Raw genomic sequence first — 22,556 nt, 5'->3', positions numbered from 1 at the left:
CTACGCCTGCGCCGACAGAACGGTCGTCGAGCAACGCACAAGGCCCGGGATCGGTCGTCAGCGCGAACGCTGGACGGTCGGCGGCTGAGCTGTCAGCCGGGGTTCCACATCCTCCGGCAGCTCAGCGCCGCAGAGCGCGCAGATAAAGTCGTCGTCGCGGACGACATTGCGCTCGCCGCAGGCAAGGCAGCGCCGGAAGACGACCGCCGCGGTGAAGCCTTCCGGGCGGCTGACACCCGCCCGATCGAGGGCGACCGCCACCGCCGCCCATGAGCTGGGATCGGGGCAGTAGCCGGTGGACTGGTTGCTCACCTCGGTCACGACCCAGCCGTCCCGCTCGCCGGCGAAGGCGATCTCCCCCGCGCCGAGGACCGCCCCACCGCCGGCGCAGGCGACATGCTCGCTGCGTCTCGGCGCGAGCCGCAGCGTGCCGCCGGGGTCGATGACGTAGGTGAACGGCTCGTCGCGGTCGCGCGGATCTGCGGCCGCCAGGTAGGCGTCGAGATCGGCCGATGATCGGATGGGCGCGCCCTCGGGGGAGTCGCCGACCGACGCTCGCACGTCCGTCGGGCCGACGTACCGGTATCGACGCCCCGTCGCCACCACGGCACCGAGCGTACGCCCGTGCGGCCGCCGCCGCCGAAGACCACGCTGGACCGGCGGCCTCGACCGGTTAACCCGGCTGGTCGGCGGTACGGGCGTGCCGCCCGCTGGTCGGCCGCTCGTCGCCGTGGCCGGGCCACCACGCCTTGTGCCCGATCAGCGCGGTCAGGGCGGGGACGAAGAACATCGACATGACGAACGCCGACAGTACGATGCCGATCGCCACCGCGAAGCCCATCTGCTGCAGGAACGAGATGGGCGCGAGCAGCAGCACCGCGAACGTCCCGGCCAGGATCAGTCCTGCTGCCGCGACCGTCGGGCCGGCGTGTTCCACGCCGATGGCGGCGGCCTTGCGTGGCTCGTTGCCTTCCCGCGCTTCCTCGCGTAGTCGGGCGATCATCAGGATGTTGTAGTCGGTCCCGATCGCCACCACGAAGAGGTAGAGGATGATCGGCAGCTGGAAGGTGACGCCGGGCTCGCCCTGCAGCCCTTGGAACAGGTAGACCGTGGCGCCCAACGTGGCGGCGAAGTTGAGCAGCACCGCGATCACCAGGTAGATCGGCGCGACCAGGCTGCGCAGCAGCAGCGCGAGGATGAGCGCGATCAGGCCGGCCGCGACCGGCAGGATCACCGACAGGTCGCGGTTGTTCGCCGAGTTGATGTCCGCGAAGATCGCGGTGGTCCCGCCGACCAGCGCCCGGGTGCCGGGCGGGGCCGCCGCGTGCACGGCACCGCGCAGGTCCTCGCGGACGAGGTTGATCGCCTCGTTGGAGACCGGGTTCTCGTTGAGCAGCAGGTTGACCCGGGCCACACTCGGGTCGGTGCTGCGCTCCGGGGGCTGCGCCTGGCCCACACCCGGGGCTTTCGCCACGGCCGCCGCGAAGTCGTTGACCTGTTGCTCGGTCAGCGGCGACCCGTTGCTGGTGGTCAGGTAGACCTCGGTGGGGGCGAGCGCACCGGCGGCGAACCCGCGCTGCAGGTCCTGCGCGGCCTTCGCCGACTCGGTGTCCTGCGGGAAGCCGGCGCTGAAGTCGTAGTCGGACTTGTAGAACAGCGCGCCCGCAGCGAGCGCGACCAGCAGGACGCCGGAGGCCGCCGCGACGAGTGCCGGCCGGCGTCCGACGGCGGTGCCGAGACGGTGGGACAGGGTGGCCTTGGGCGTACGCTGCCACGCCTTCGACGGCCAGAAGACGTACCGGCCGAGCAGCGAGACGACCGCTGGGATGAGGGTGAGCGAGGTGACCAGCATGACGGCGACCGCGATGGCGAGCGCCGGGCCGAGCGAGCCGAAGAAGCCGAGGGAGGCGAGGAGCAGCACGAGGAACGCGACGATGACCGCTCCGGCGGCCGACGTGATGACCTCACCGACCCGCTGGACGGAGACGACCATCGCGGTGCGCTTGTCGTCACCGGCGCGCAGCCGCTCCCGGTAGCGGAAGAGCAGGAACAGGATGTAGTCGGTGCCGATGCCGAACAGCACGATCAGCAGGATCGTCTGCAGATCCTGACTGACGCTGAGATCGAAGGCCTTTCCGGCGGCAGCGACGAGACCCGTCGTGATGCTCAGGACGACGCCGACGACCACCACGGGCAGCAGCGCGGCGATGGGGCTGCGGAAGATGATCAGGATCAGGCCGATGATCAGGATGATCGTCGCGATGCCGACCACGGCGAAGGCGTTGTTGAAGGTGTCCTCGTTGTCGACGAAGCTCGCCACGTCGCCGGCCACGCCCGCGGTCAATCCACTGTTCGCCAGCTCCGGGCCGATGTCTGCCCGCAGATCGCGTACGGCGTCGAGCAGCGCCGGGTCGTCGGGGGTGGGGGCATCGAGCCCGACGTTGATGATCTGCACCGACTTGTCCGGCGCCACCGCGGGCGGACCGGTCAGGTAGCCGGACGTGTGCGGGATGTTCCTGGCCTTGAGCGACTGGGCGAGCTGGCCCACCCTCGCCTCGTCCGCCGGCGTGAGCTTCTGCCCGTCGACGCGCTTGACCACGATGATCGCCGTCGCGGTGGCCTGCTGCGGGAATGCCTTCTGCCCGAGCTCGGTGGCCTGCACGGACTCGTAGGAGCGGGGCAGGAAGCTCTCCTGATCGGCGGAGGTGATGTCGCTCAGCGAGGGCGTGGTGGCGATGATGGCGGCTGCCGCGACCACCCACCCGGCGATCACCCACCACGCTTTGCCCACAACGAATCTGCCCAGCCGCTCGAACATGGTTTCCCCCGTGTGTTCGGCACCACCGACGTCTGGGGCCTGGAGCGCCCAGGGCACCCGCCCGTCACTCTGCCGGCAGTCTTCGCTACTCGTTGTGCAGAGTACCTGCGCCTGGCACTCCTTTTCGGATGCTTGGGCTCCGGCGGCGGCGCGAGTTTCAGCTGTTCAGGTACGCGAGCACCGCGAGCACCCGTCGGTTGTCGTCATCGGACGGCGGCATGCCGAGCTTGCTGAAGATGTTGTTGATGTGCTTGCTGACGGCCTTCTCGGTGACGAACAGCCGCCCTGCGATCGCCGCGTTCGACCGCCCTTCGGCCATCAGCCCCAGCACCTCCCGCTCCCGGGCGGTGAGGTCCCGCAGTTGCTGCGTACCCGAGTTGCGGGCCAGCAGCTGGGACACCACCTCGGGGTCCATCACCATGCCGCCGTCGGCGACCCGGCGTAGCGCGTCGATGAACTGGCCGACGTTCGACACCCGGTCCTTGAGCAGGTAGCCGACTCCCCCGCTGCGGTCGGCGAGCAGTTCCCGCGCGTACAGCTGCTCGACGTGTTGAGACAGCACGAGGATCGGCAGCCCGGGCATCTGCACCCGGGCCGCGAGCGCGGCCTGCAGTCCCTCGTCGGTGAAGGTGGGTGGCAGGCGTACGTCGACGACGGCGATGTCGGGGCGGTGGCGGGTGAGCGCCGGCAGCACGGACGGCCCGTCGGCGACGGCCTCGACCACCCGGTGCCCGTACGCGTCGAGGATGTGCGTCAGCCCGTCCCGGAGGAGGGCGAGGTCCTCCGCGATGACAACTCGCACGGCAGCTCCATGGTCACGACGGTGGGTCCGCCGGGCGGACTCTGCACGGTCATCGTGCCATCGAAGGCTGCCAGACGGCGTCGTACGCCCGCGAGGCCGGTGCCCGCGTCCAGCGTGGCCCCGCCACGGCCGTCGTCGCCGACCACCATCGTCAGGACACCGTCATGGTGGGAGAGCTGGATCCAGGCGCGCGCCGCGCCGCTGTGTTTGGCGATGTTGGTCAGCGCCTCGGCCACGGCGAAGTAGGACGCGGATTCGACCGCCGCGGGTGGGCCGCCGCCGGGTAGCCGCACGTCGACGTCCACGGGTAGCGGTGCGGTCAGCGCGAGGGCTTCCACCGCACCGGGAAGGCCGCGTTCGGCGAGCACCGGCGGGTAGATGCCGCGCACGAGGTTGCGCAGGTCGGCGAGGGCGTGGCCGCTGGTCTCCTGCGCCTCGCTGAGCAGTCGCGCCGCCCGTGCCGGGTCGTCGGCCATGAGCTTCTCGGCCAGGCCGATGCTCATCGACAGCGCGACCAGCCGGGCCTGCGCTCCGTCGTGCAGGTCGCGTTCGATGCGCCGCAGCTCGGCGGCCTGGGAGTCGACGGTGTCGGCGCGGGTGGTGGCGAGGTGGCGGACCCGCAGGGCCAGCTCCTGTGCCCGGGTGGGGGCGAGGAAGAAGCCGGCGAATCGGAAGTGCAACCACACCAGCCAGTGCGCGACGGCCAGCCCGCCGGCGAGGAGCAGCCAGCCCTGCGGCGCGGCCAGCCATGCCTTCGCGAAGTTGTCCATCGGCCAGAACACGCCGTAGCCGTACCAGTCGATGGTCAGGTAGAGCACCAGCGGCACGAACAGGGCGCCCTCCAGCCCGTAGGCGGGCAGCACGAACGCGGCCAGGCAGACGCCGCCGGTGATGGTGCCGGGGATCAGCCAGGCGAAGTCTCGCCAGGTCGCCGGGTCCGAGACCACCCACCGGAACCGCTGCCAGGTGCCGAGCCGTGCGCCGGCGGGCACCGGCGGGTACGGCGAGGCGATCGGCACGCCGGCCCAGCGGCTCAGCCGGCGTTGCGCCGTCAGCGACAGCCGTACGAGCACGGTCACCGCCGGGAAGAGCGCAAACCCGATGCCGAGCGCGGGGATGAGCGCGAGGGAGACCACCGACAGCGCGAACAGCGCCACGTTGGTGGTCAGGCTCAGCAGGGCCACGGCCAGGCCCTGCCCGGCGGCGAGGGCGCCGGGCCGGATCTGCTGCCAGATCGTCGAACGTACGGAGCGGTCCACGGCGTCATTCTCCGCCCGGGACGCCACGGAATTCGGTGGTGCTACCACCACCTGTCTTCGGGACGTGCCACCCCTGCCTTCGGGCCGCTCCGGCCGAAGGATCGATGGCATGACCAGGCAAAAGGAAACCGCGCGCCACCGGCTGGCGGGGCTGCCGTCCGGCCGTCGCAGCAAGTACATGATGCTCGTCTTCTGGCTCGTGCTCGTCGCGGCGGCCGGGCCGCTGGCGATCAAGCTGACCGAGGTGCAGGACAACGACAGCCTCGGTGCGCTGCCGGCCAGCGCCGAGGCCAGCCGGGCGGTGCAGCGGGCGGAGGAGGCGTTCCCCGACTCGCAGGAGCCCCTGGCCGTGGCCGTCTACGCCCGTGACGGCGGGCTCACCGAAGCCGACCGGGCCAAGGTGGACGGCGACCTGGCGACGTTCATCCCGTACGCCGCTGGCGGTCAGGTGTCCCCGCCGGTGCCCAGCGACGACGGGCAGGCGCTGCTGCTCTCCTTCCCCGTCTCCGGGGACGCCGACCAGCGCGCCGACGCCGTAACCGCCATCAAGGACCGCCTGACCGCGGACGTACCGGATGGGTTGCGGACCGCGCTCACCGGTCCGGCCGGCGGGGAGGACGACGTCTTCGACGCGTTCGCCGGCATGGACACCGCGCTGCTGCTGGCGACCGCGGGCACCGTCGCGTTGCTGCTGCTCATCACGTACCGCAGTCCGGTGCTGTGGTTGATCCCGTTGATCACGGTGGCGCTGGCCAACCAGCTCGCCAGCGCGGTGGTGTACCTGCTGGCCCGGTACGCCAACCTGGCCGTGGACTTCCAGAGCCAGAGCATCCTGACCGTGCTGGTCTTCGGCGTCGGCGTGGACTACGCCCTGCTGCTCATCGCCCGCTACCGGGAGGAGCTGCGCCGGCACGCCGACCGGCACGCGGCGATGGCCGTGGCGCTGCGCCGGTCGATCGGCGCGATCGCCGCGTCGGCGGCGACCGTCGCGCTCGGCCTGCTGTGCCTGCTCGCCGCGCAGCTGCCGTCCACCCGGGGGCTCGGTCCGGTCGGCGCGGTCGGCATCGTCGCGGCGCTGCTGGCCATGACCACGCTGCTGCCGGCGGTGCTGGTCATCTTCGGGCGGTGGCTGTTCTGGCCGTTCGTTCCCCGGTACTCGCCCGACGCGGTCGCGCTCGACGTGGCGGCCGAGCACGGGCTGTGGCGCCGCATCGCCGGGTTCGTGGGCCGGCGGCCGCGCGCGATCTGGCTGGGTACCGCGGCGGTGCTGGTCGCCCTGAGCTTCGGCATGGTCAACCTCAGCATCGGCATGCCGCACGACGAGTCGTTCACCAAGGAGGTCGGCTCCGTCACCGGCCAGCGGATGATCGAGGCGCACTACCCTCGGGGATCGGTCGCGCCCGCCGAGATCCTGGCCGCCGCCGGCCCGGCCGAGCAGGTGGTGGCCGCCGCCCGTACCGTGCCGGGGGTCGCCGAGGTGGGCGAGCCGGAACGCTCGCCGGACGGCCAGTGGGTACGCATCGCGGCGGTGCTGGCGGACACGCCGGACAGCGACGTGGCGCTGGACACGGTCGAGCGGCTCCGCGCGGCGGTACACGCCGTGCCGGGTGCGCAGGCGCTGGTCGGCGGGGACACCGCGTACCTGATCGACGAGGAGCGGACAGTCGACCGGGACAACCGGGTCGTGGTGCCGCTGGTGCTGGCGGTCGTCCTCGTCATCCTGGTGCTGCTGCTGCGGGCGCTAGTCGCGCCGCTGCTGTTGCTGGCCAGCGTGGTCCTGTCCTACGCCGCCGCGCTGGGGGCGGCCGGGCTGATCCTCGACGCGATGGGCTACCCGAACCTGTTCGTCGGGATTCCGCTGCAGACGTTCCTGTTCCTCGTCGCGCTCGGCGTCGACTACACGATCTTCCTCAGCACCCGCGCCCGGGAGGAGGCCGCGCAGCTCGGGCACCGCAACGGCGTGCTGCACGCGCTGACCGTGACCGGCGGGGTGATCACCAGCGCGGGCGTGGTGCTGGCCGCCACGTTCGGCGCGCTGAGCGTGCTGCCGCTGGTGCCGTCCGTGCAGACGGCTGTGATCATCGGGGTCGGCGTGCTGCTCGACACGTTCCTCGTCCGCACCCTGCTCGTCCCGGCGCTGGCGCTGCACCTCGGCCGGCGTACCTGGTGGCCGAGCCGCCTGGCCCGGACCGCACGCCGGCCGGTCGCGGCCCCGCCGTCAGAGCGGGCGCCGGCAGCGTCGTAGAACCGCGAGGAGTGACGATCACCGGCGCCGGCCGTGCCACCGGGGCACGGCCGGCGCCGGCTGTCGGCGGGTCGAAGCCCGATGCCCTTGACCAGCGCAAACGTCGAGGATCGACATTGACACGGCGGCCGCCAGGGCATCACAGTGGATAGTGAGCGGATCCACCCGAGCCACCGCGAGGAAGCTGTGGGCCCCTATCTGAAAGCGATCTGGTCGGCGGTGGCCAGCGGCATCATTGCCTTCCTGTCGTCCCTGTTGACCGCGCTGCAGGGCGAGAACAGCGGTTGGGACACGATCACGGCCGGGCAGTGGGTCACTGCCGTGCTGGCGTTCGTAGTCGCGGCGAGTGGTACCGGAGCGGTCACCTACCGGGTGCCGAACCGGTCGCGCTCTCGGCCCGTCACCAACACGACGCCACTGGCCGACCCGCCGCGCACCGCCTGACCAGGACAGCACGGACCACGCCACCGCCGCGACCCGCCGGATGACCGCGGCGCGCAGGGAATCGTCGTTTTCTCACCGGTGAGTTCCGGCCGCTTGACGCAAACCCCGCGCGGTTCCGCCGGGCTTCCGAGCCCGGGAGCCGGCTGTGCACACCAGGCCCGGGCCACAGGCGCTGGCCGAGCCGGGGTCCCGGTCGCCGCCCCAGCGCCTCGGCGCGCGCACCATCGAATCGCCCTAGCCGCTACGACGTCCGCAGGCCGCCTACGGCAAGGGTCACGGCGTGCTCGACGATGTTGATGCCGCTGCTCTCGTCCGTGTTCCCGCTGGTGAGCACGGCGACCAGCCAGTCGTGGCCGGGCTCCACGATCCGGCCGATGCTGTTGGTGACCCACAGCCCGTCGTCGCGGGAATCGCCCATCCAGCCGTTCTTCACGTACACGCCGCTGGCCTGCGCCGATGCCCCGGCCGGCACGCCCCAGTCCTGATCGTCCTGGACCTGGCTCATCAGGTTCAGCACGTAGCCACGACTGGTGGCGTTGAGCGGGCCGCTGGCGTTGGTCAGCGTCTGCAGGAGGCGAATCTGGTCGTTGGCGGTGGTGGTCGTGGTACCCCAGGAGCCGCCGTCGGCAGGGATGGTCTCGGTCAGCCCGAGCGTGCGGTTGGCGGCGGCCAGCCCGGAGGCGCCGCCGATCTCTTTCCAGAGACTTGTCGCGGCGTTGTTGTCACTCTTGGTGATCATGTCGAAGGCGAGGTTTTGTTCCTTCGCGGTGAGACCCTGTGCCGTCTGCCGCTCGAGCAGCAGGGCGGCGAGGATGTCCACCTTGACGATGCTGGCCGTGTGGAACCCGGCGTCCGCGTTCACCGACAGGTGCGCGCCGGTCGTGCGGTCCAGCACGGCGACGGCGCTCCGGTCGCCCTGACCCTTGAGGTAGGCCTGGACCGAGGCGGCGACCGCGGCGCTTGCGTCGCCCAGATCGACCTTCCCGGGCCGCGGCTCGGCCGGCGGTGTCGGAACCGCTGGCGTCGGATCGGACGGTGAGGCCGTCGGTGACGGCTCGCTCGGTGCGGCGGTGGTGGTGTTGGAGTGGCCGGCGCGGACACCGACCAACACGGAGAGGGCGCAGCAGAGGGCGACGGCCAGCGCCACCGCGAGGTAGCGGGCAACCCTCCGGCCTCGCGGCGCGACGTCGTCCATGCGGGCAAATATCCAGGTCACCCTCGTAGCAGCCTGGACGCCACCTGTGAAAGTCCTGGGTGTGAGGGCTGTCACCCCGTCCGGAACCGGACCCCAGGCGAGAATCGGGGCCGGTCCGATCGGACCGGCCCCGCTCACGTGGCGGACCTCTTGATCAGCGGCGCTCGACCACCTTCAGGGTGAAGTCGTCGTACGACGGCGCGTACTTCTTGTCACCGCCGTAGACCGCCCGGACCTGGTGGGTGCCGGGCCTGGGCAGCCGGTCGACCTCGCAGGTGGCGACGCCCTTCTTCACCTTGGCCTCGCACAGCACGTCCTCACCGATGAGGAACTGCACGGGACCGGTCGCCGAGCTGGGCTTGACCGTGGCGGTCAGCTTCAGGGTCTTGCGCCAGGTCGCCGTCACGTCGTCGGCGCGGACCGACGTCGGGATGCGTACCTCGGTGGGGGTCTTCGTCACGGTGACCACGCGGCTGGCGACCGCCTGGTTGCCGTTGGTGTCGGAGACCAGGTAGGTGAGCGCGTAGCTGGCCGGGGTGTTGGTGTCGACCGTGCCGACCACCTGGATCCGGTCGGTGATGTTGCCGTTGGTGTTGTCCACCGCGGTGACCCCGGCGAGCGGGTCGAAGGGCTCGCCCTGCTTGACGGTGGTCGAGACCGGGACGGTCAGCACCGGCGGGGTGACGTCCGTGCCGGCCGCGGTGGCGATGAAGACGCCGCCGAACTGGTCCGCCGAGCCGACCTGCTCACCGTCGCCGGTGCTGCTGGTGCTGGTCCAGGCGTAGAGCTCGCCCTCGGCGAGGCCCTTCCACTCGACGCTGGCCGGCCAGCCCGACTTCGCGGTGGCCGTGCCGATCACCGTGTCGGTGGGGGTGACGACGACCAGGCTGTCCGTGCCGAAGCTGGTGGTCCGGCTGGACAGGTCGATCGGCAGCACCATGTTGTCCTCGGCGCCGTTGTAGCGCTTGCGGTCGTCGTACTCGGTGGCGCCGAAGTTGTTCAGCATCGGCGAGTAGGTGTCGATGCTCATCTCGGACCGGTCGACGTCGATCTGCAGCAGCCGCAGGAAGCTGGCGCCGAACTGGAGCAGGTCGTCCTTCTTGTGGTCGACGGTGCCGTCGCCGTTGAGGTCGAGGTTGCCTGCGGCGTCGACCTTCTCCGGCCACAGCTCGCCCGCGGTCATCTTGTAGAACTGGTAGTCCGCGAGCAGCTCGACCACGTCGTGGGCCACCGTCACGCCGACCCCGGTCTTGAGGTTGGTGCCGACGCCGTGCTCGTGGCCGGCGAGGACCAGGAACACGTTCGGGTTGGACTGGACGATGCTCGAGAAGGCCCGGGAGCCGTCGGTGGAGAAGTTGGCGCCGCGGCCGTCCGGCGTCGTGGACGGGGCCAGGTAGGCGTGGGTCAGCAGGATGCCGTTGCGGTCGTGGTAGCGCTGGAACACCGAGCTGGCCCAGTCGGCCTCGGCCTGCGTGACGCCGTAGGACAGGCCCACCGCCACGAAGTCCAGCCCGCCGGCGGAGAAGAGGACGTAGTTGTTCTGGTTGTCCTTGCCCCGGGTGACCGTATTGCCCGCCGCGTCGGTGGTCTCGTCCCACGCGTGGTAGGAGGCCTTGGACACGGCCGGCCACTTCTGCGAGCCGTCGTAGTAGCGATCCGGGCCGTAGTACTGGTTGAAGCGCGACGTCGGGCCGGTCTCGTTGCCGCCCTGGTTGTCGTGGTTGCCCGCGACGACCTGGTTGACCAGGCCGGCGTCGTCCAGCGTCCGCTGCGCTTGCGAGGTGAACTGGAACTCGCGGGTCACCTGCTCGTCCAGGCCCGGGTAGAGCAGGTTGCCGTTCGAGTCCTTGGCGAGCGGGTTGGAGTGGTCGTTCTCGATGACGTCACCGGTGTGCGCGGTGTAGGCGATCTTCTTGCCGCCGGCGTTTTGGGCGAGCCACTGGGTGGTGTCCTGGTAGGACTTCTGCCAGAGCGCCCGCTCCTCCATGGTCATCTTGTCGGTCGGCTCGTCGACGCCGTCGAAGTCGTCGTACGTGCCGCCGGCCGCGCCCTCGGCGAGGTACTGGGTGTCGGTGAAGTGGGCCAGCGAGAAGTCGTACTTCGACGGGTCGTCGAAGTGGTCCCGGTTGGCCGGGTCGTTGGCGGTGCCGTCGCGCGGCGCGAGGTCGTCGGCGAACGGGTCCTCGCCGACCACCAGGACGTGGACGGTGCCGTTGTCGACCAGCTCGGGCCGGACGGCGGCCTTCAGCGTGGTGTCGCCTTCTGCCTGGCCGCGCGCGGTGGCGAGTTCGGTCCACGACCCCGTGGTGGTGTTCCAGGCGTGCAGGGAGACCGCCCGCTCGGGGTCGACCACGCCGCTCCACAGGATCTGGCGACGCTCGGCCGACGCCGGCACCTGCACGTCGTAGCGCTGGAACGGGATGTTGCCCGTGGACGGGCTGTTCGCCAGGTTGCCGTCGGGGCGCGGGCTGGCGCCGATCTGGCCGCCCTCGATGTACGAGAATTCCAGCGTGGACGGCATCACCGGGACGACGCCCTGGAAGCCGCCCACCGGCACGCTCGGAGTGGCCTGCTTGAACGTGGTGGTGACGTCGCCGCCGTCCGGGTTGTGGGCGATCGCCGAGAGGGTGACCCGGCCCTTGCCCTGGCCGATGTCGGTGCCGCCGCCGGTCGGGATGGCGTCGGAGGTGAAGGTGACCGTCTTGCCGACGGCCCTGCCGAACACGTCGGTCGCCGAGATCGCCAGGGTGTGGGTGCCGGACTTCAGGCCGGCGCCGATCTCCTGGCCGACCTGCACGGGCTGGCCGTCGAGCAGGTAGCGCCAGCCGGTGGCGTTGCCCTGGTTGGCGACGCTCACCTGCAGCTCGGTCGGGCGGCTGAGGTGGGCGCCCTCGGCCGGTACGGTCGCGGTGACCGCGACGCCCGCGTCCCGCACGTCGCCGAGCGCGGCGACGTTGAGGGCCTGCACCTCGTCCAGGGTGAGTACCCGGGAGAAGATGCGGGCGTTGCGCACCGTGGCCGGCGCCCAGAACTGGTTGACCGCGTCGGCGCCCACGTAGAAGGAGTTGCGGGCGGCGCCACCCGGCAGCCCGAGCGGTGCGGGCGCGGCGACCGAGGCGGCCAGGATGCCGTCGACGTACAGGCGGGCGGTGGCGCCGTCCCAGGTGCCGACGGCGTGGTACCAGCGGCCGGAGGAGATCGGGACCTGGGCGTTGCGGTAGGCGCCGTTGGCGTACACGGCGAAGGTCAGCTTGTCGCCGTAGACGACGATCGAGTAGCCGCCGGTCTCCTTCTCGGAGCAGACCGAGTGCTCGCCGGAGTTGGGCAGGGTGCCGTTCTCCTTGAAGGTGCACTCGATGGAGACCTGGTTGCCGATCTTCGCCCACTGCGCGTCGCCCATCGCGTAGGCGTACGCGTCGTTGGCGCCGTCGAAGGAGGCGACCGGCACCTTCACCGCGGCGTCCTGGGCGATCACCGGCTCGCCGACGGTGGTGACGGCGAGGTTCTGCGCGTCGTCCTTCGGGGTGCTGTCGTCGAAGTCCACGTCGAGGACGTCGGCGACCGGCACCGGCGGCTTGAGCCCGTACGCCGACGCCAGCTCGGCCGCCTGGGCGGCGTCCAGCGGTCGGCTCCAGACCTTGCTGCCGGCGAAGGAGGCCGGCGGGGCGACCTGGCCGATGCCGGTGGGGGCCGCGTCGGCGCCGATGACGAACCGGCGGGCGGTCGCGGCCGGCAGCGTGAGCGCGCCGGTGGCGGCGGTGGAGCCGGCCAGCTGACCGTTGAGGTAGAGGCGCAGTGCCTGCCCGTCCCAGACGGAGACGGCGTGGTACCAGCGGTTGCCGGTGATCGGGGTCAGCACCGACTTGTAGCCGCCGCCGATGTGCGCCATCGTGCCGAGGTTGCCGGCGTTGACGTAGACCGAGAAGCCGCCGCCCTCCTTGTCGGAGCAGAGGTCCTTCTCGCCGCTCACCGGCATGGTGGTGTCGACCCGGAAGACGCACTCGATGGCGAAGCCGGCGGAGAAGCGGCTCCACTGGTCGGCGAAGTCGAAGGAGACCGCGTCGTCGACGCCGTCCACCTTGAGGATGTCGTGACCGATCGCCGGTTCGGCGGCGTAGCCGGGGGTCCCCCAGGTGGTGGGGGCGAGGCCCTGGGCCCGGTCGGTGGCGGTGCCGCCGGTGAACGCGACATCGAGCACGTCCGCGGCCGGAACAGCCACGGCCACCGGGTTGACGCTGCCCAGGGTCGGCGCGTCCTGGGCGGGCAGCAGCAGCGCGCCGCCGGCCACCACGAGCCCGAGGGTGGTCGCGCCGAGGCGGCGCCATCCTCGGGCGATCGGATGGAGTCGTGTCCTCACGACATCTCCTTCTGGTTGGGGGTTCTTCTGGTGTGGGGTGGTCGGTGGTCGGGGATCCGCGACAGCGGGTCAGGTCCCGGGCAGGCCGGCGACGGCGGCGGCGGAGATGCCGACGCCGATGAGGGTGATTCCGCAGGCGGCCAGCACGGGGGCCACCCGCGCGGCCAGCCGTACGAGGGCGCCGGACGAGGCGGCGCGGGCCACGAGGGAGCGGCCGGTCAGGGCCAGCAGTCCGACGGTGAAGAGCACGGCGGCGAGCCCGAGGCCGAAGCAGACCACGAGAAGCAGGGCGAACCCGGCCCGGCCGGCGAAGATGCCGGTCACCAGCACGAGGAAGGCCGCCGGGGACGGCGTCAGACCGCCGGACACCCCCAGCAGGAGCAGACCCGGCCGGGAGGTGTGGCCGTGGTCGTGGGTGTGGCCGTGGGTGTGGCCGTGGGTGTGGCTGTGACCGTGGTCGTGGTCGTGCGGGTGGTGGTGGCCGTGTCGACGCAGGTGGCGTCGCAGCAGCCAGAGCCCGACGGCGACGACGGTCAGGCCGGCCACCAGTTGCAGTCCGGTGGTCAGGCGCTCGAGGCTGACCAGGTCGGAGAGGGAGAAGAAGGTCCAGGCCACCGCGACGACCAGCACCGAGACGGTGTGCATCGCGGCCACCGAGAATCCCAGCCAGGCGGCGTCGCGGACCCGGCCGCGCGAGCCGATCAGGTACGCCGCCGCGAGGCTCTTGCCGTGCCCGGGCGCGAGCCCGTGCGCGGCCCCGGCCAGGAAGGCGATCACCAGCGCCACCGGCACGAAACCCGGCGACTGCACGATCTCGATCAGCTGATCGCCGATCCTGGCGGCCCCGAAGAGATCACCGTTGAGCAGGCGGGCAATGGGGTCGCCGACGAGTGCGGTGGCGTCCACGGTTCAGGCCGCTCGTCGGCGTCGGCGGTAGAAGAAGATCCCGGCCGCGGCGGCGGCCAGCATGACGCCCCCGATGACCAGGAGTTGCCGGGCGCTGCGGTCCGACGACACCGCGGCGACCGTCCGGGTCGACGCGGCACGGGAACCGGGGTCCGGGCCGGCGGTGATGCTCCAGTCGGCCGACTCGTGTGTGGCGTCGTACACCGCCTTCTGCCCGTCGGGGCCTCTGGCGAGCGTCCGGTAGGCCTCATGCAGGTCGGTGAGCATCCGCGAGGTCACGGTCACTCGGCTCACCGGCGCGGGGCAGGTGAACAGCACCTCGGCGCCGTCGGCCGCCAGGTCGCCGGCGACGCTGACCTCGCCCGCGCAGGACCGCCCGTCCTGGGTCGCGGTGATCCGCTCGGTCAGGTACCGGGCGAACTCGGGCGCCTTGGCCATCGCCTCGGCGTCGGAGTCCTCGTAGCTGACCGCGCCGTCCAGCATCACCCGGTCCTTCGGGAGCACGCCGAGGTCGATGCCGAGCAGGGTCAGGTCGTCGGTTCCGCCGACCAGCCAGCGGACCCGCACGGCGTGCTCGCCCTGGCCCGCGACCTCAATCTGCTGTGGAGCGCCGAAGGGGTGCGCCGAGGCCGGATCCGGCACGAGCACCCCGATCAGGGCCAGCGCGAGCACGCCCCAGGAGCAACGCCGGACGCGGCGCGGGGCACGGCGTGGGGAGGACACGGTGGACTCGCAATTCGCTCGGGGACCAGGCGCGATCCCCGTGATCGTTTCGGCTCCAGGTGACCGGCGAGGTCACGGAAACTGAGCGAACGTTGACGTCGAGATTGCCGGACCTCGAAGAGTGGGTGCGCGGTGAGTCCGAAGACGAGGGTGCGGACCGTCGCGTCCGCACCCTCGTCACCCGTGTCCGCCGAGGAGCCGTTAGGCCGTCGCGCAGATGGCGTACGCGGTGTTCGACCAGTTGCCGGCGAACGCGTCCTCCTCGTACGCGCCGGCGGTGGCCGAGGTGGGCGCGATGGCCGGGCCGCCGTTGGGTCGGAAGTCGTCCACGACCGCCTCACCGGTGACGCCGTTCAGCTCGTACCCGGCGCCGGTCAGCACCTTCCCGGCGGGGCAGGTCGCGGTGACGCTGCGGAAGTCGGTGGAGTTGCTGACGCTGGTCACCGAGGTGCGGACCAGTCCGGCGAGCGGGTTTGCGCAGATCGCGTACGCCGTGGCGGACCAGTTGCCGGCGAAGGCGTCCGCCTCGTACGCCCCGACGGTGACGGCGCTCGGCGCGGCGGCCACACCGCCGTTGGGCCGGAAGTCGTCCACGACCGCCTCACCGGTGACGCCGTTGAGTTCGTAGCCCGTGCCGGTCAGCACCTTCCCGACCGGGCAGGTCGCGGTGACACTGCGGAAGTCGGCGGAGCTGCTGACGCTGGTCACGGCGACCCGCACCAGGCCGGCCACCGGGTTGGCGCAGACCGCGTACGCGGTGACGGACCAGTTGCCGGCGAAGACCTCGGCCTCGTACGCCCCGACGGTGACGGCGGTCGGGGCGGTGGCCGGGCCGCCGTTTGGTCGGAAGTCGTCGACGACCGCTTCGCCGGTCGCCCCGTTGAGTTCGTAGCCGGCGCCGGTCAACACCTTGCCGACCGGGCAGGTCGCGGTGACGCTGCGGAAGTCGGTGGAGTTGCTGACGCTGGTCACGGCGACCCGGACCAGGCCGGGGACGGCGGCCGACGCCGGGGCGGCGGGGGCGACCACGACTGCGCCGGTGACGGCGAGGCCGACCGTGAGGCTGAGCGCGCGGGGACCGAACCGGCGGGAGGCGTTTCGAGCTGACATGTGTGCTCTCCTGTCTGCCGCGCCGCAGCGTGATCGGATGACCGCTGCGGCGCTTCGTCGTTGACGCGCTCACGCTAGGTAGTCAAGCGACCAGGCATTATCTCCAAACCGACTACGTCAGGTAATCGACTGACGCCGTCGGAGTCGGCGGACCCTTGCGATGCCGTGCCATGCTCTGCGCGGCGGTCCCCAGCAGATTCGAGGTGTGGGCGTGGAGCTTCGGAAGAGTCGACGCCTGCTGGTGCTCGGCCTCGTGTTCCTGGCCTTCGGCGCCGGTGTGCTGCTCTGCGGCGCGGCCGGCGCATCGCCCCCGTCCGTCGGGGCGTGGATCCTGGGCGGTCTCCTGCTGGTCATCGGTGGCGCACTGGTCGTCAGCGAGTTCAAGCCGTTCACGTTCCAGATCGGAGCCGATGGGCTGACGCTGCGGACGGCCGGGCTCAACCGGTTGGTGCCGTGGGCCGAGATCGACGCGATCATCCTCGATCAGCCGGTGCCGACGGTGGGCGGCAGCAGGTCGAAGTCCCCGAACCTGCTGCTGGTGCCGGCCGACGGGTCGGCGATCGACCGTCCCCTCGACGGGCGGAGCGCGGTCGACGGCCGGGCCGGTCTGGTCCTGCTCGACCTCGACGACGTCCGGCAGCAGACGGACGAGGTGGCCGCGACCCTCGCCCACTTCGGCGGCGACCGCTTCACCGATGCCCGGCAGCTGCGCCGGCAGCGGTTCGAGGCGCCGGACTTCGCTATGGGGTTACGGGGATATGACCCGGGCCCGGTGGATGCCCTGATCCGGCGCGGCCAGGACGCGCTGATGTCGGAGAGCGTGATTCAGCGGTACCAGGTCAAGGCGGAGTTCGAGCGGGCGCGCGCCGGGCTGATCATCGCGATGCGCGGATATGACGTCCGGCAGGTCGACGCGTTCCTGGACGAGCTGTCAGCCGCGCTGGCCCGCTGGGGTGATGAGGGCGCGGAGCCTGAGCAGGCACTTTCCTAGCCGGGCCGCACGGGGAGCCGACCGGCGCGGCCGGCTCCCCGTCGTACGTCGGCTCAGGCCGGGCCCTCGTTGACCCGGCGGACGTCGACCTCGACGTCGATGCCGTCGGCGATGAAGAGGTCGGCGAACCGCTTGCCCCACTCCACCGCCTCTTCCTTCGACCGCACCTCCATCAGCGCGAACCCGGCGATGAGTTCCTTGGTCTCGGTGAACGGGCCGTCGATGATGGTGGTCTTGCCCTTCTCGGCGGTGATCCGGGCCGACTCCTTGCTGCTCTTCTCCAGCCCCTCGCCCGAGAGCAGCACACCGGCCTGGATCGCCTCCCCCATGAAGGCGCCCAGCCGCTCCAGGAACTGCGGGCTGGGGTCGAAGGCGCCGGGCTGGTTCTCGTCGAGCTTGTGCATGAGCATGTAGCGCATCTCAGGGTTCCTTCCAGGAAGTTTGCTGTCTCTCACTGACGCGTCGGGCGGGTCGGCCGGGATCCGACATCCGCTCTCAAGATTTTTTCTGGCCGCAGTCGGCGGCCCGGTCGAGCAGCAGTGCCCGCACCCGCGCGTTGTCGACGAGCGACGCCGCGCGCTCGAACTCCTGCCGGGCCTCGTCGTGCCGGCCCAGCTTGGCGAGCAGGTCGCCGAGCACGCTGGGCAGCAGGTGATATTGCGCGAGCGCCGGCTCGTCGGCCAGCGCCCGGGCCGCCGCCAGACCGGCGGCGGGCCCTTCGGCCTGGGCGATCGCGACGGCCCGGTTCAGCTCCACGACCGGCGAGGGCACGAGCCGGGCCAGCTCCGCGTAGAGCGCGGCGATCCGCGCCCAGTCGGTCTCCTCGGGGGTACGCGCCCGCGCGTGGCACGCGGCGATCTCGGCCTGCACGGCGTAAGGGCCGGGGTGGTCGGTGCGGGCCCGGTCGAGCGCGGCGAGCCCGCGGCGGATGAGTAACTGGTCCCAGCGGCGGCGGTCCTGGTCGTTGAGCAGGATGGGCTCGCCGTCGGGGGCGGTGCGGGCGTGGGTGCGGGAGGCCTGGATCTCCAGCAGCGCGGCCAGGCCGTGCACCTCGGGCTCGCCGTGCATCAGCGCCTGCAACTGCCGGGCCAGGCGCAGCGCCTCCTGACACAGGGCGGGGCGCATCAGGTCGTCGCCGGCGGTGGCCGCGTACCCCTCGTTGAAGATCAGGTAGACGACCTCCAGCACCGAGTCGAGGCGTTCGGCGCGGTCGGCGGGCCCGGGGACCTCGAACGGCACCCGGGCGGCGGCGAGGGTCTGCTTGGCACGGGTGATCCGCTGGCCGACGGTGGGTTCGGTAGTGAGGAAGGCGCGGGCGATCTCGCCGGTGGTCAAGCCGCCGATCAGCCGCAGGGTGAGCGCGGCCCGCGCGATCGGGGAGAGCACCGGGTGGCAGGCGACGAAGATCAACCGGAGCAGGTCGTCCTCGATGCGGTCCTCGACGGCGGCGTCGAAGTCGGGGTTCACCTGCTCGTCGAGGTCGCGGCCGAGCTCGGCGAGCGTACGCTCGCGGGTCTGCCGGCGGCGCAGCGCGTCGATGGCCCGCCGCTTGCCCACGGTCGTCAGCCAGGCGCCGGGGTTGGCCGGTACGCCGTCGCGCGGCCACTGTTCGAGGGCGGCGACCAGCGCGTCCTGGGCCAACTCCTCGGCCAGGCCGACGTCGCGCACGATCCCGGCGATGCCTGCGACGACCCGCCCGGCCTCCATCCGCCACACCGTCTCGACGGTGCGCCGTACCTCTGACTCCCCCACCGGCACATGACAGCATCCCCGGTCCGGCGTTCGCCACCGACCCCCGGTGAATTCGCAGTTCAGAGGTGGCACAGCCCCGTCAGGGACCGGTTCCCGGTCGGTCAGGGTTTGCGGCCGACGCCGCCGTAGCCGTCGACGTCGGCGGGGGTGCCCTGCCCGGGCCGCCAGTGCGTGAACGGCACCAGGCCGGGTTCGACCAGCTCCAGGCCGTCGAAGAAGCGGGCGATCCGCTCGGGGCTGCGCAGGTGGTAGGGCACCGCGCCGCTCTCGTTGTACTGCCGGTGGGACTCGACGACCGCCTCGCTGGTGTCGGTGCCGTCGGAGAGCGCCAGGTAGCTGCCCGAGGGGACCGCGGCGAGCAGCTCCCGGATGACGTCGGCCACCTCGTCGTCGTCGGCGATGTGCCCCATCACGCCGAAGAGCAGGACCGCGACGGGCTGGGTGAAGTCGAGGTGCTCGGCGGCCTGGCGCAGAACCGCGTCGGGGTCGCGCAGGTCGGAGTGCAGGTATCGGGTCAGGCCCTCGGGCGTGCCGGCCAGCAGCGCGCGAGCGTGGGCGAGCACCATCGGGTCGTTGTCGACGTAGACGACGCGGCTGTCCGGTCGGACCCGCTGGGCCACCTCGTGGGTGTTGTCGGCGGTGGGCAGGCCCGTGCCGATGTCGAGGAACTGCCGGATGCCGGCCTCGCCGGCGAGGAAGCCGACGGCGCGGGAGAGGAACGCCCGCGACTCGCGAGCGGTCTCGATCATCGCGGGGAAGATCGCGCGTACCTGCTCGCCGGCAGCCCGGTCGGCCTCGAAGTTGTCCTTCCCGCCCAGCCAGTAGTTCCAGATCCGGGCCGAGTGCGGCACGCTCGCGTCGATCTTCGGCATCTGCTCGGTCACGGAGAACGGGGCGTTGTCTGCCACGATGCTGCCTTCCGGATCGTCACTGTGCACAGGGGACAGACCATGCTCGCACGGTCCCGTCGATCACGGGTGCCGCGTCAGGGGCTCAGGCGGCATCCACCGCGCGCCTCCTATGGCGCTTACCCGACATTCGGGAAACTCGATCAACTACACGTAGGGTCATGAGATCGACCACTACCGTAGTGGGGACGCGGCGGATGGGAGCGTGAGGACGGGTTGTTGCGCATCAGCGTGCTCGGCCCCGTCCGGGTGCAGGTCGACGACCGGCCGGTGCGGCTCGGCCCGAAACTGGTGGAGCTGCTGGCGATCCTGCTCGTCGAGCCAGGTACGGCGGTGCCGGCCTCGCGGGTGGTCGAGCTGATGTGGGCCGACTCGCCTCCGCCGGGCGCCCGCACGACGTTGCGCAGTCACGTGTCGCACCTGCGCCGCGCGCTGCGGGTCGGAACGGCGGCGGACGAGCCGGCGGTGGCGACGGTCGGCGCCGGGGCGGCGTCGGCGTACCGGCTCACGCTGGCGCCGGACGTGGTCGACGCGCACCGCTTCGTGCGGTGGTGTGCGGAGGGCCGGGGACTCGTCTCGGCCGGCGAGCCGGACCTGGTCGAGCGGGGGGTCGCCCGGCTCGCGGAAGCGTTGGCTCTGTGGCGTGGTCCTGCCTTCGCCGACGTGGCCGACCGGCCGTTCGTGCTGCCGGCGGTCGCCCAACTCGAGGCGGAGCGTCGGGCGGCACGCCGCGGCCACGCGGAGGGGCTGACCGCGCTCGGGCGGCACGCCGAGGCGATCGCGCAGCTGTCGGGCGCGGTGGTCGACGACCCGTACGACGAGGGGATCCGGCGGCTGCTCGCGGTGGCGCTCTACGCCGAGCAGCGGGTGGACGAGGCGGCCGAGGTGTGCCGGGAGGGCCTGAACCTGCTCCGGGAACGCGGGTTGGACGCGCCGGAGTTGCAGGCCCTGCAGCGCGACATCCTGCGCCGCCAGGTGCCACTGCCGCGGCTGCCGGCGGAGCACGCCAAGCCGCCACGGCCCTCGTTGCTGCCGCCGGATCCGCCACAGTTCGTCGGCCGGGTGGACGAACTCGACGCGGCCCGCCAGCTTCTGCTCGCCCGGGAGCAGAGCTGTCCCACCGTGCTGGTCAGCGGGCTGGCCGGGGTCGGCAAGACGCTCTTCGCGGTGCGCCTGGCCCACGAGGTACGGGAGGAGTTCCCCGACGGGCAGCTCTACGTCGACATGCGCGGCTACGACCCGGTCGCGGCGCCGCTCACCGCGAGCCAGGCGTTGCGCGGTTTCCTCGACGCGCTGGCGGTCACGCCCGAGAAGATGCCGGCGACCCTGGCGGCACAGACCGGCCTGTACCGCGCTCTGCTGGCCGGCCGGCGAATCCTCGTGCTGGTCGACAACATCCGTGACGTGGCGCAGGTCCGCCCGCTGCTGCCGGGCGCGCCGGGCTGCGCCGCCATCGTGGTGAGCCGCAACCAGTTGCCCGATCTGGTGGTCGCCGAGGGTGCCCGGCCGCTGCGGTTGGGTCTGCTCAGCGGCGGTGAGTCCAGTGAGTTGATCGCGCGCCGGGTCGGGGCGGCCCGGTTGGCGGGCGAGCCGGCGGCGGTCGGGCAGATCATCGAGTCGTGCGGCCGGCTGCCGCTGGCGTTGGCCATCGTGGCCGCCCGCGCGGCCACCCACCCCGAGTTCAGCCTCGACGCGCTCGCCGGGGAGTTGCGGGCCGGCGCCGGCCGGCTCGACGCGTTCGCGGTGGGCGACACCGACGTACGGGCGGTCTTCTCGTGGTCGTACCGCGGGCTCACCCCGACGGCGGCCCGGCTGTTCCGGTTGCTCGCGGCGCATCCCGGCCCGGACGTCACCGTCGCCGCCGCGGCCAGTCTGGCCGCCCTGCCCGTCGACGAGGTACGGCCGGGGGTACGGGAGTTGGCCGCGGCGCACCTGGTCGTCGAGCACGTGCCCGGCCGGTTCGCGCTGCACGATCTGCTGCGCGCCTACGGCAACGAGCTGGCCGGCGCCGACGAGGTGGGAACCGCGCTGCCACGGGCGCTCGACCACTACCTGCACACCGCGCTCGCCGCCGACCGCCTGCTCTGGCCGCATCGCGATCCGCCGGACCCGCCGGTGGCCGCGCCGGGCGCGCAACCGGAGGCGTTCGGGGACCGGCCGGCGGCGCTGGCCTGGTTCACCGCCGAGCACCGGGTGCTGCTCGCCGCGTTGGATCGGGCCGCGCAGGCCGGCTTCGACGAGCGGGTCTGGCAGCTCGCCTGGGCCACCGCGAACTTCTTCGCCCGCCGGGGGCACTGGCTCGACTGGGCGTACGTCGGGGAAATGGCGGTGACCGCGGCGCGGCGGCAGGATGACCGCGCGGCGGAGGCGGAGGCGCACCGGATCCTGGGCGGTGCCCGGGTGCGCCTGCGGCAGTTCGACGCCGCGCAGGACGACTACCGGCAGGCGTTGGGCCTCTTCTACGACCTCGGTGACCTGGTCGGGCAGGGCTTCACCTACCGCAGCCTCGGCTGGTTGTCCGAGCAGCAGGGCGACGTCCGCGCGGCGCTGCGGCACGACCTGCGGGCGCTGGAGCTGTTCCGGCGCGCCGGTCACGAGCGCGGGGTCGCCAACACCCACAACTCGGTGGGCTGGTGTAACGCGCTGCTCGGCGAGCACGAGCAGGCCATCGAACACTGCCGTCGGGCGCTGGCCCTGCTCGAGCGGCTCGGCGACCCGGTCGGCACGGCGGGCACCTGGGACAGCCTCGGCTACGCGTACCGGCACGTCGACCTTCACCAGGCCCTCTCGTGCTATCAGGAGGCCCTCGGCCTCTATCGAAAACTCGGCGACCGGATGAACGAGGCGGTCACCCTGCGCCACCTCGGCGAAACCCAACACGCCGCCGGTGACCTCCCGGCGGCCCGCGAATGTTGGCAGCAGGCGCTGGACATCTTCGTCGACCTCGACCACCCGGACGCCGAACAGGTCCGGGAACAGCTACGCCAGGCGTCCGAACCGTCGACGCCCGGCTGATGCCGGCCACACCCCGGTGGCGGGGTGTGGC

The 22,556-nt window shown here is 72.0% G+C and carries 16 protein-coding genes; 4 read left to right on the top strand and 12 right to left on the bottom strand.

Going from position 1 to position 22,556, the window contains the following annotated elements; genetic code table 11:
- Window positions 1-57: 57 nt before the first annotated feature.
- From ACIP9D_RS10300 to ACIP9D_RS10285, 4 genes are all read right to left on the bottom strand, one after another.
- On the bottom strand, window positions 58-606 hold the full coding sequence (locus ACIP9D_RS10300) for a hypothetical protein (protein WP_350869064.1): 549 nt from the start codon (window positions 604-606) through the stop codon (window positions 58-60).
- 67 nt (window positions 607-673) lie between these two features.
- On the bottom strand, window positions 674-2,791 hold the full coding sequence (locus ACIP9D_RS10295) for an MMPL family transporter (protein ID WP_350869062.1): 2,118 nt from the start codon (window positions 2,789-2,791) through the stop codon (window positions 674-676).
- Between the two features lie 184 nt (window positions 2,792-2,975).
- Window positions 2,976-3,620, bottom strand: a complete 645-nt coding sequence (locus ACIP9D_RS10290; RefSeq protein ID WP_350869060.1) for a response regulator transcription factor — start codon at window positions 3,618-3,620, stop codon at window positions 2,976-2,978.
- Window positions 3,572-4,879 carry a histidine kinase gene (locus tag ACIP9D_RS10285; protein WP_350869058.1) on the bottom strand — a complete coding sequence of 436 codons (1,308 nt, stop codon included), beginning with the start codon at window positions 4,877-4,879 and terminating at the stop codon, window positions 3,572-3,574. The genes ACIP9D_RS10290 and ACIP9D_RS10285 overlap by 49 nt, the downstream gene beginning before the upstream one ends.
- Window positions 4,880-5,057: 178 nt before the next feature.
- On the opposite strand from ACIP9D_RS10285, the gene ACIP9D_RS10280 reads away from it, so the two are divergent.
- Both ACIP9D_RS10280 and ACIP9D_RS10275 read left to right on the top strand, forming a co-directional pair.
- The gene (locus ACIP9D_RS10280; protein ID WP_400449892.1) at window positions 5,058-7,124 is read left to right on the top strand and encodes an MMPL family transporter; all 2,067 of its coding nucleotides are present in this window, start codon (window positions 5,058-5,060) and stop codon (window positions 7,122-7,124) included.
- A 186-nt stretch (window positions 7,125-7,310) separates the two neighbouring features.
- On the top strand, window positions 7,311-7,568 hold the full coding sequence (locus tag ACIP9D_RS10275; protein ID WP_350869053.1) for a hypothetical protein: 258 nt from the start codon (window positions 7,311-7,313) through the stop codon (window positions 7,566-7,568).
- Window positions 7,569-7,809: 241 nt separating this feature from the next.
- On the opposite strand, the gene ACIP9D_RS10270 is transcribed toward ACIP9D_RS10275, so the two are convergent.
- The 5 genes from ACIP9D_RS10270 to ACIP9D_RS10250 form a co-directional block, all read right to left on the bottom strand.
- The gene (locus ACIP9D_RS10270) at window positions 7,810-8,763 is read right to left on the bottom strand and encodes a serine hydrolase (protein WP_350869051.1); all 954 of its coding nucleotides are present in this window, start codon (window positions 8,761-8,763) and stop codon (window positions 7,810-7,812) included.
- A 154-nt stretch (window positions 8,764-8,917) separates the two neighbouring features.
- Complete coding sequence (locus ACIP9D_RS10265) at window positions 8,918-13,120, bottom strand: LamG-like jellyroll fold domain-containing protein (protein WP_350869050.1); 4,203 nt, start codon at window positions 13,118-13,120, stop codon at window positions 8,918-8,920.
- 69 nt (window positions 13,121-13,189) lie between these two features.
- Window positions 13,190-14,026 carry a cobalt transporter gene (locus ACIP9D_RS10260; protein ID WP_350869049.1) on the bottom strand — a complete coding sequence of 279 codons (837 nt, stop codon included), beginning with the start codon at window positions 14,024-14,026 and terminating at the stop codon, window positions 13,190-13,192.
- Between the two features lie 3 nt (window positions 14,027-14,029).
- The gene (locus ACIP9D_RS10255; RefSeq protein WP_350869047.1) at window positions 14,030-14,749 is read right to left on the bottom strand and encodes a hypothetical protein; all 720 of its coding nucleotides are present in this window, start codon (window positions 14,747-14,749) and stop codon (window positions 14,030-14,032) included.
- Between the two features lie 201 nt (window positions 14,750-14,950).
- Window positions 14,951-15,859 (bottom strand): hypothetical protein, encoded by a 909-nt coding sequence (locus tag ACIP9D_RS10250; protein ID WP_350869045.1) that lies wholly within the window; start codon window positions 15,857-15,859, stop codon window positions 14,951-14,953.
- A 211-nt stretch (window positions 15,860-16,070) separates the two neighbouring features.
- Here ACIP9D_RS10250 and ACIP9D_RS10245 point away from each other — a divergent pair, with 211 nt between their 5' ends.
- Window positions 16,071-16,850: a DivIVA domain-containing protein gene (locus tag ACIP9D_RS10245; RefSeq protein ID WP_350869043.1), complete on the top strand. Its 780-nt coding sequence runs from the start codon at window positions 16,071-16,073 to the stop codon at window positions 16,848-16,850.
- A gap of 53 nt (window positions 16,851-16,903) precedes the next feature.
- Here ACIP9D_RS10245 and ACIP9D_RS10240 read toward each other — a convergent pair whose 3' ends face one another.
- The 3 genes from ACIP9D_RS10240 to ACIP9D_RS10230 form a co-directional block, all read right to left on the bottom strand.
- Window positions 16,904-17,269: a YciI family protein gene (locus tag ACIP9D_RS10240; protein ID WP_350869040.1), complete on the bottom strand. Its 366-nt coding sequence runs from the start codon at window positions 17,267-17,269 to the stop codon at window positions 16,904-16,906.
- Window positions 17,270-17,345: 76 nt separating this feature from the next.
- Window positions 17,346-18,602 carry an RNA polymerase sigma factor gene (locus ACIP9D_RS10235; protein ID WP_350869038.1) on the bottom strand — a complete coding sequence of 419 codons (1,257 nt, stop codon included), beginning with the start codon at window positions 18,600-18,602 and terminating at the stop codon, window positions 17,346-17,348.
- A gap of 101 nt (window positions 18,603-18,703) precedes the next feature.
- A complete protein-coding gene (locus ACIP9D_RS10230) occupies window positions 18,704-19,474 on the bottom strand; it encodes an SAM-dependent methyltransferase (protein WP_350869937.1) in 771 nt (256 codons plus the stop codon).
- Window positions 19,475-19,729: 255 nt separating this feature from the next.
- Here ACIP9D_RS10230 and ACIP9D_RS10225 point away from each other — a divergent pair, with 255 nt between their 5' ends.
- The gene (locus tag ACIP9D_RS10225) at window positions 19,730-22,525 is read left to right on the top strand and encodes a BTAD domain-containing putative transcriptional regulator (RefSeq protein WP_350869036.1); all 2,796 of its coding nucleotides are present in this window, start codon (window positions 19,730-19,732) and stop codon (window positions 22,523-22,525) included.
- Window positions 22,526-22,556 lie beyond the last annotated feature (31 nt).

Source organism: Micromonospora sp. NPDC093243 (assembly GCF_044753725.1).
Lineage (GTDB): Bacteria > Actinomycetota > Actinomycetes > Mycobacteriales > Micromonosporaceae > Micromonospora.
Note: the sequence above shows the minus strand (reverse complement) of the source record. Positions and strands in the feature narration are given on the sequence as shown.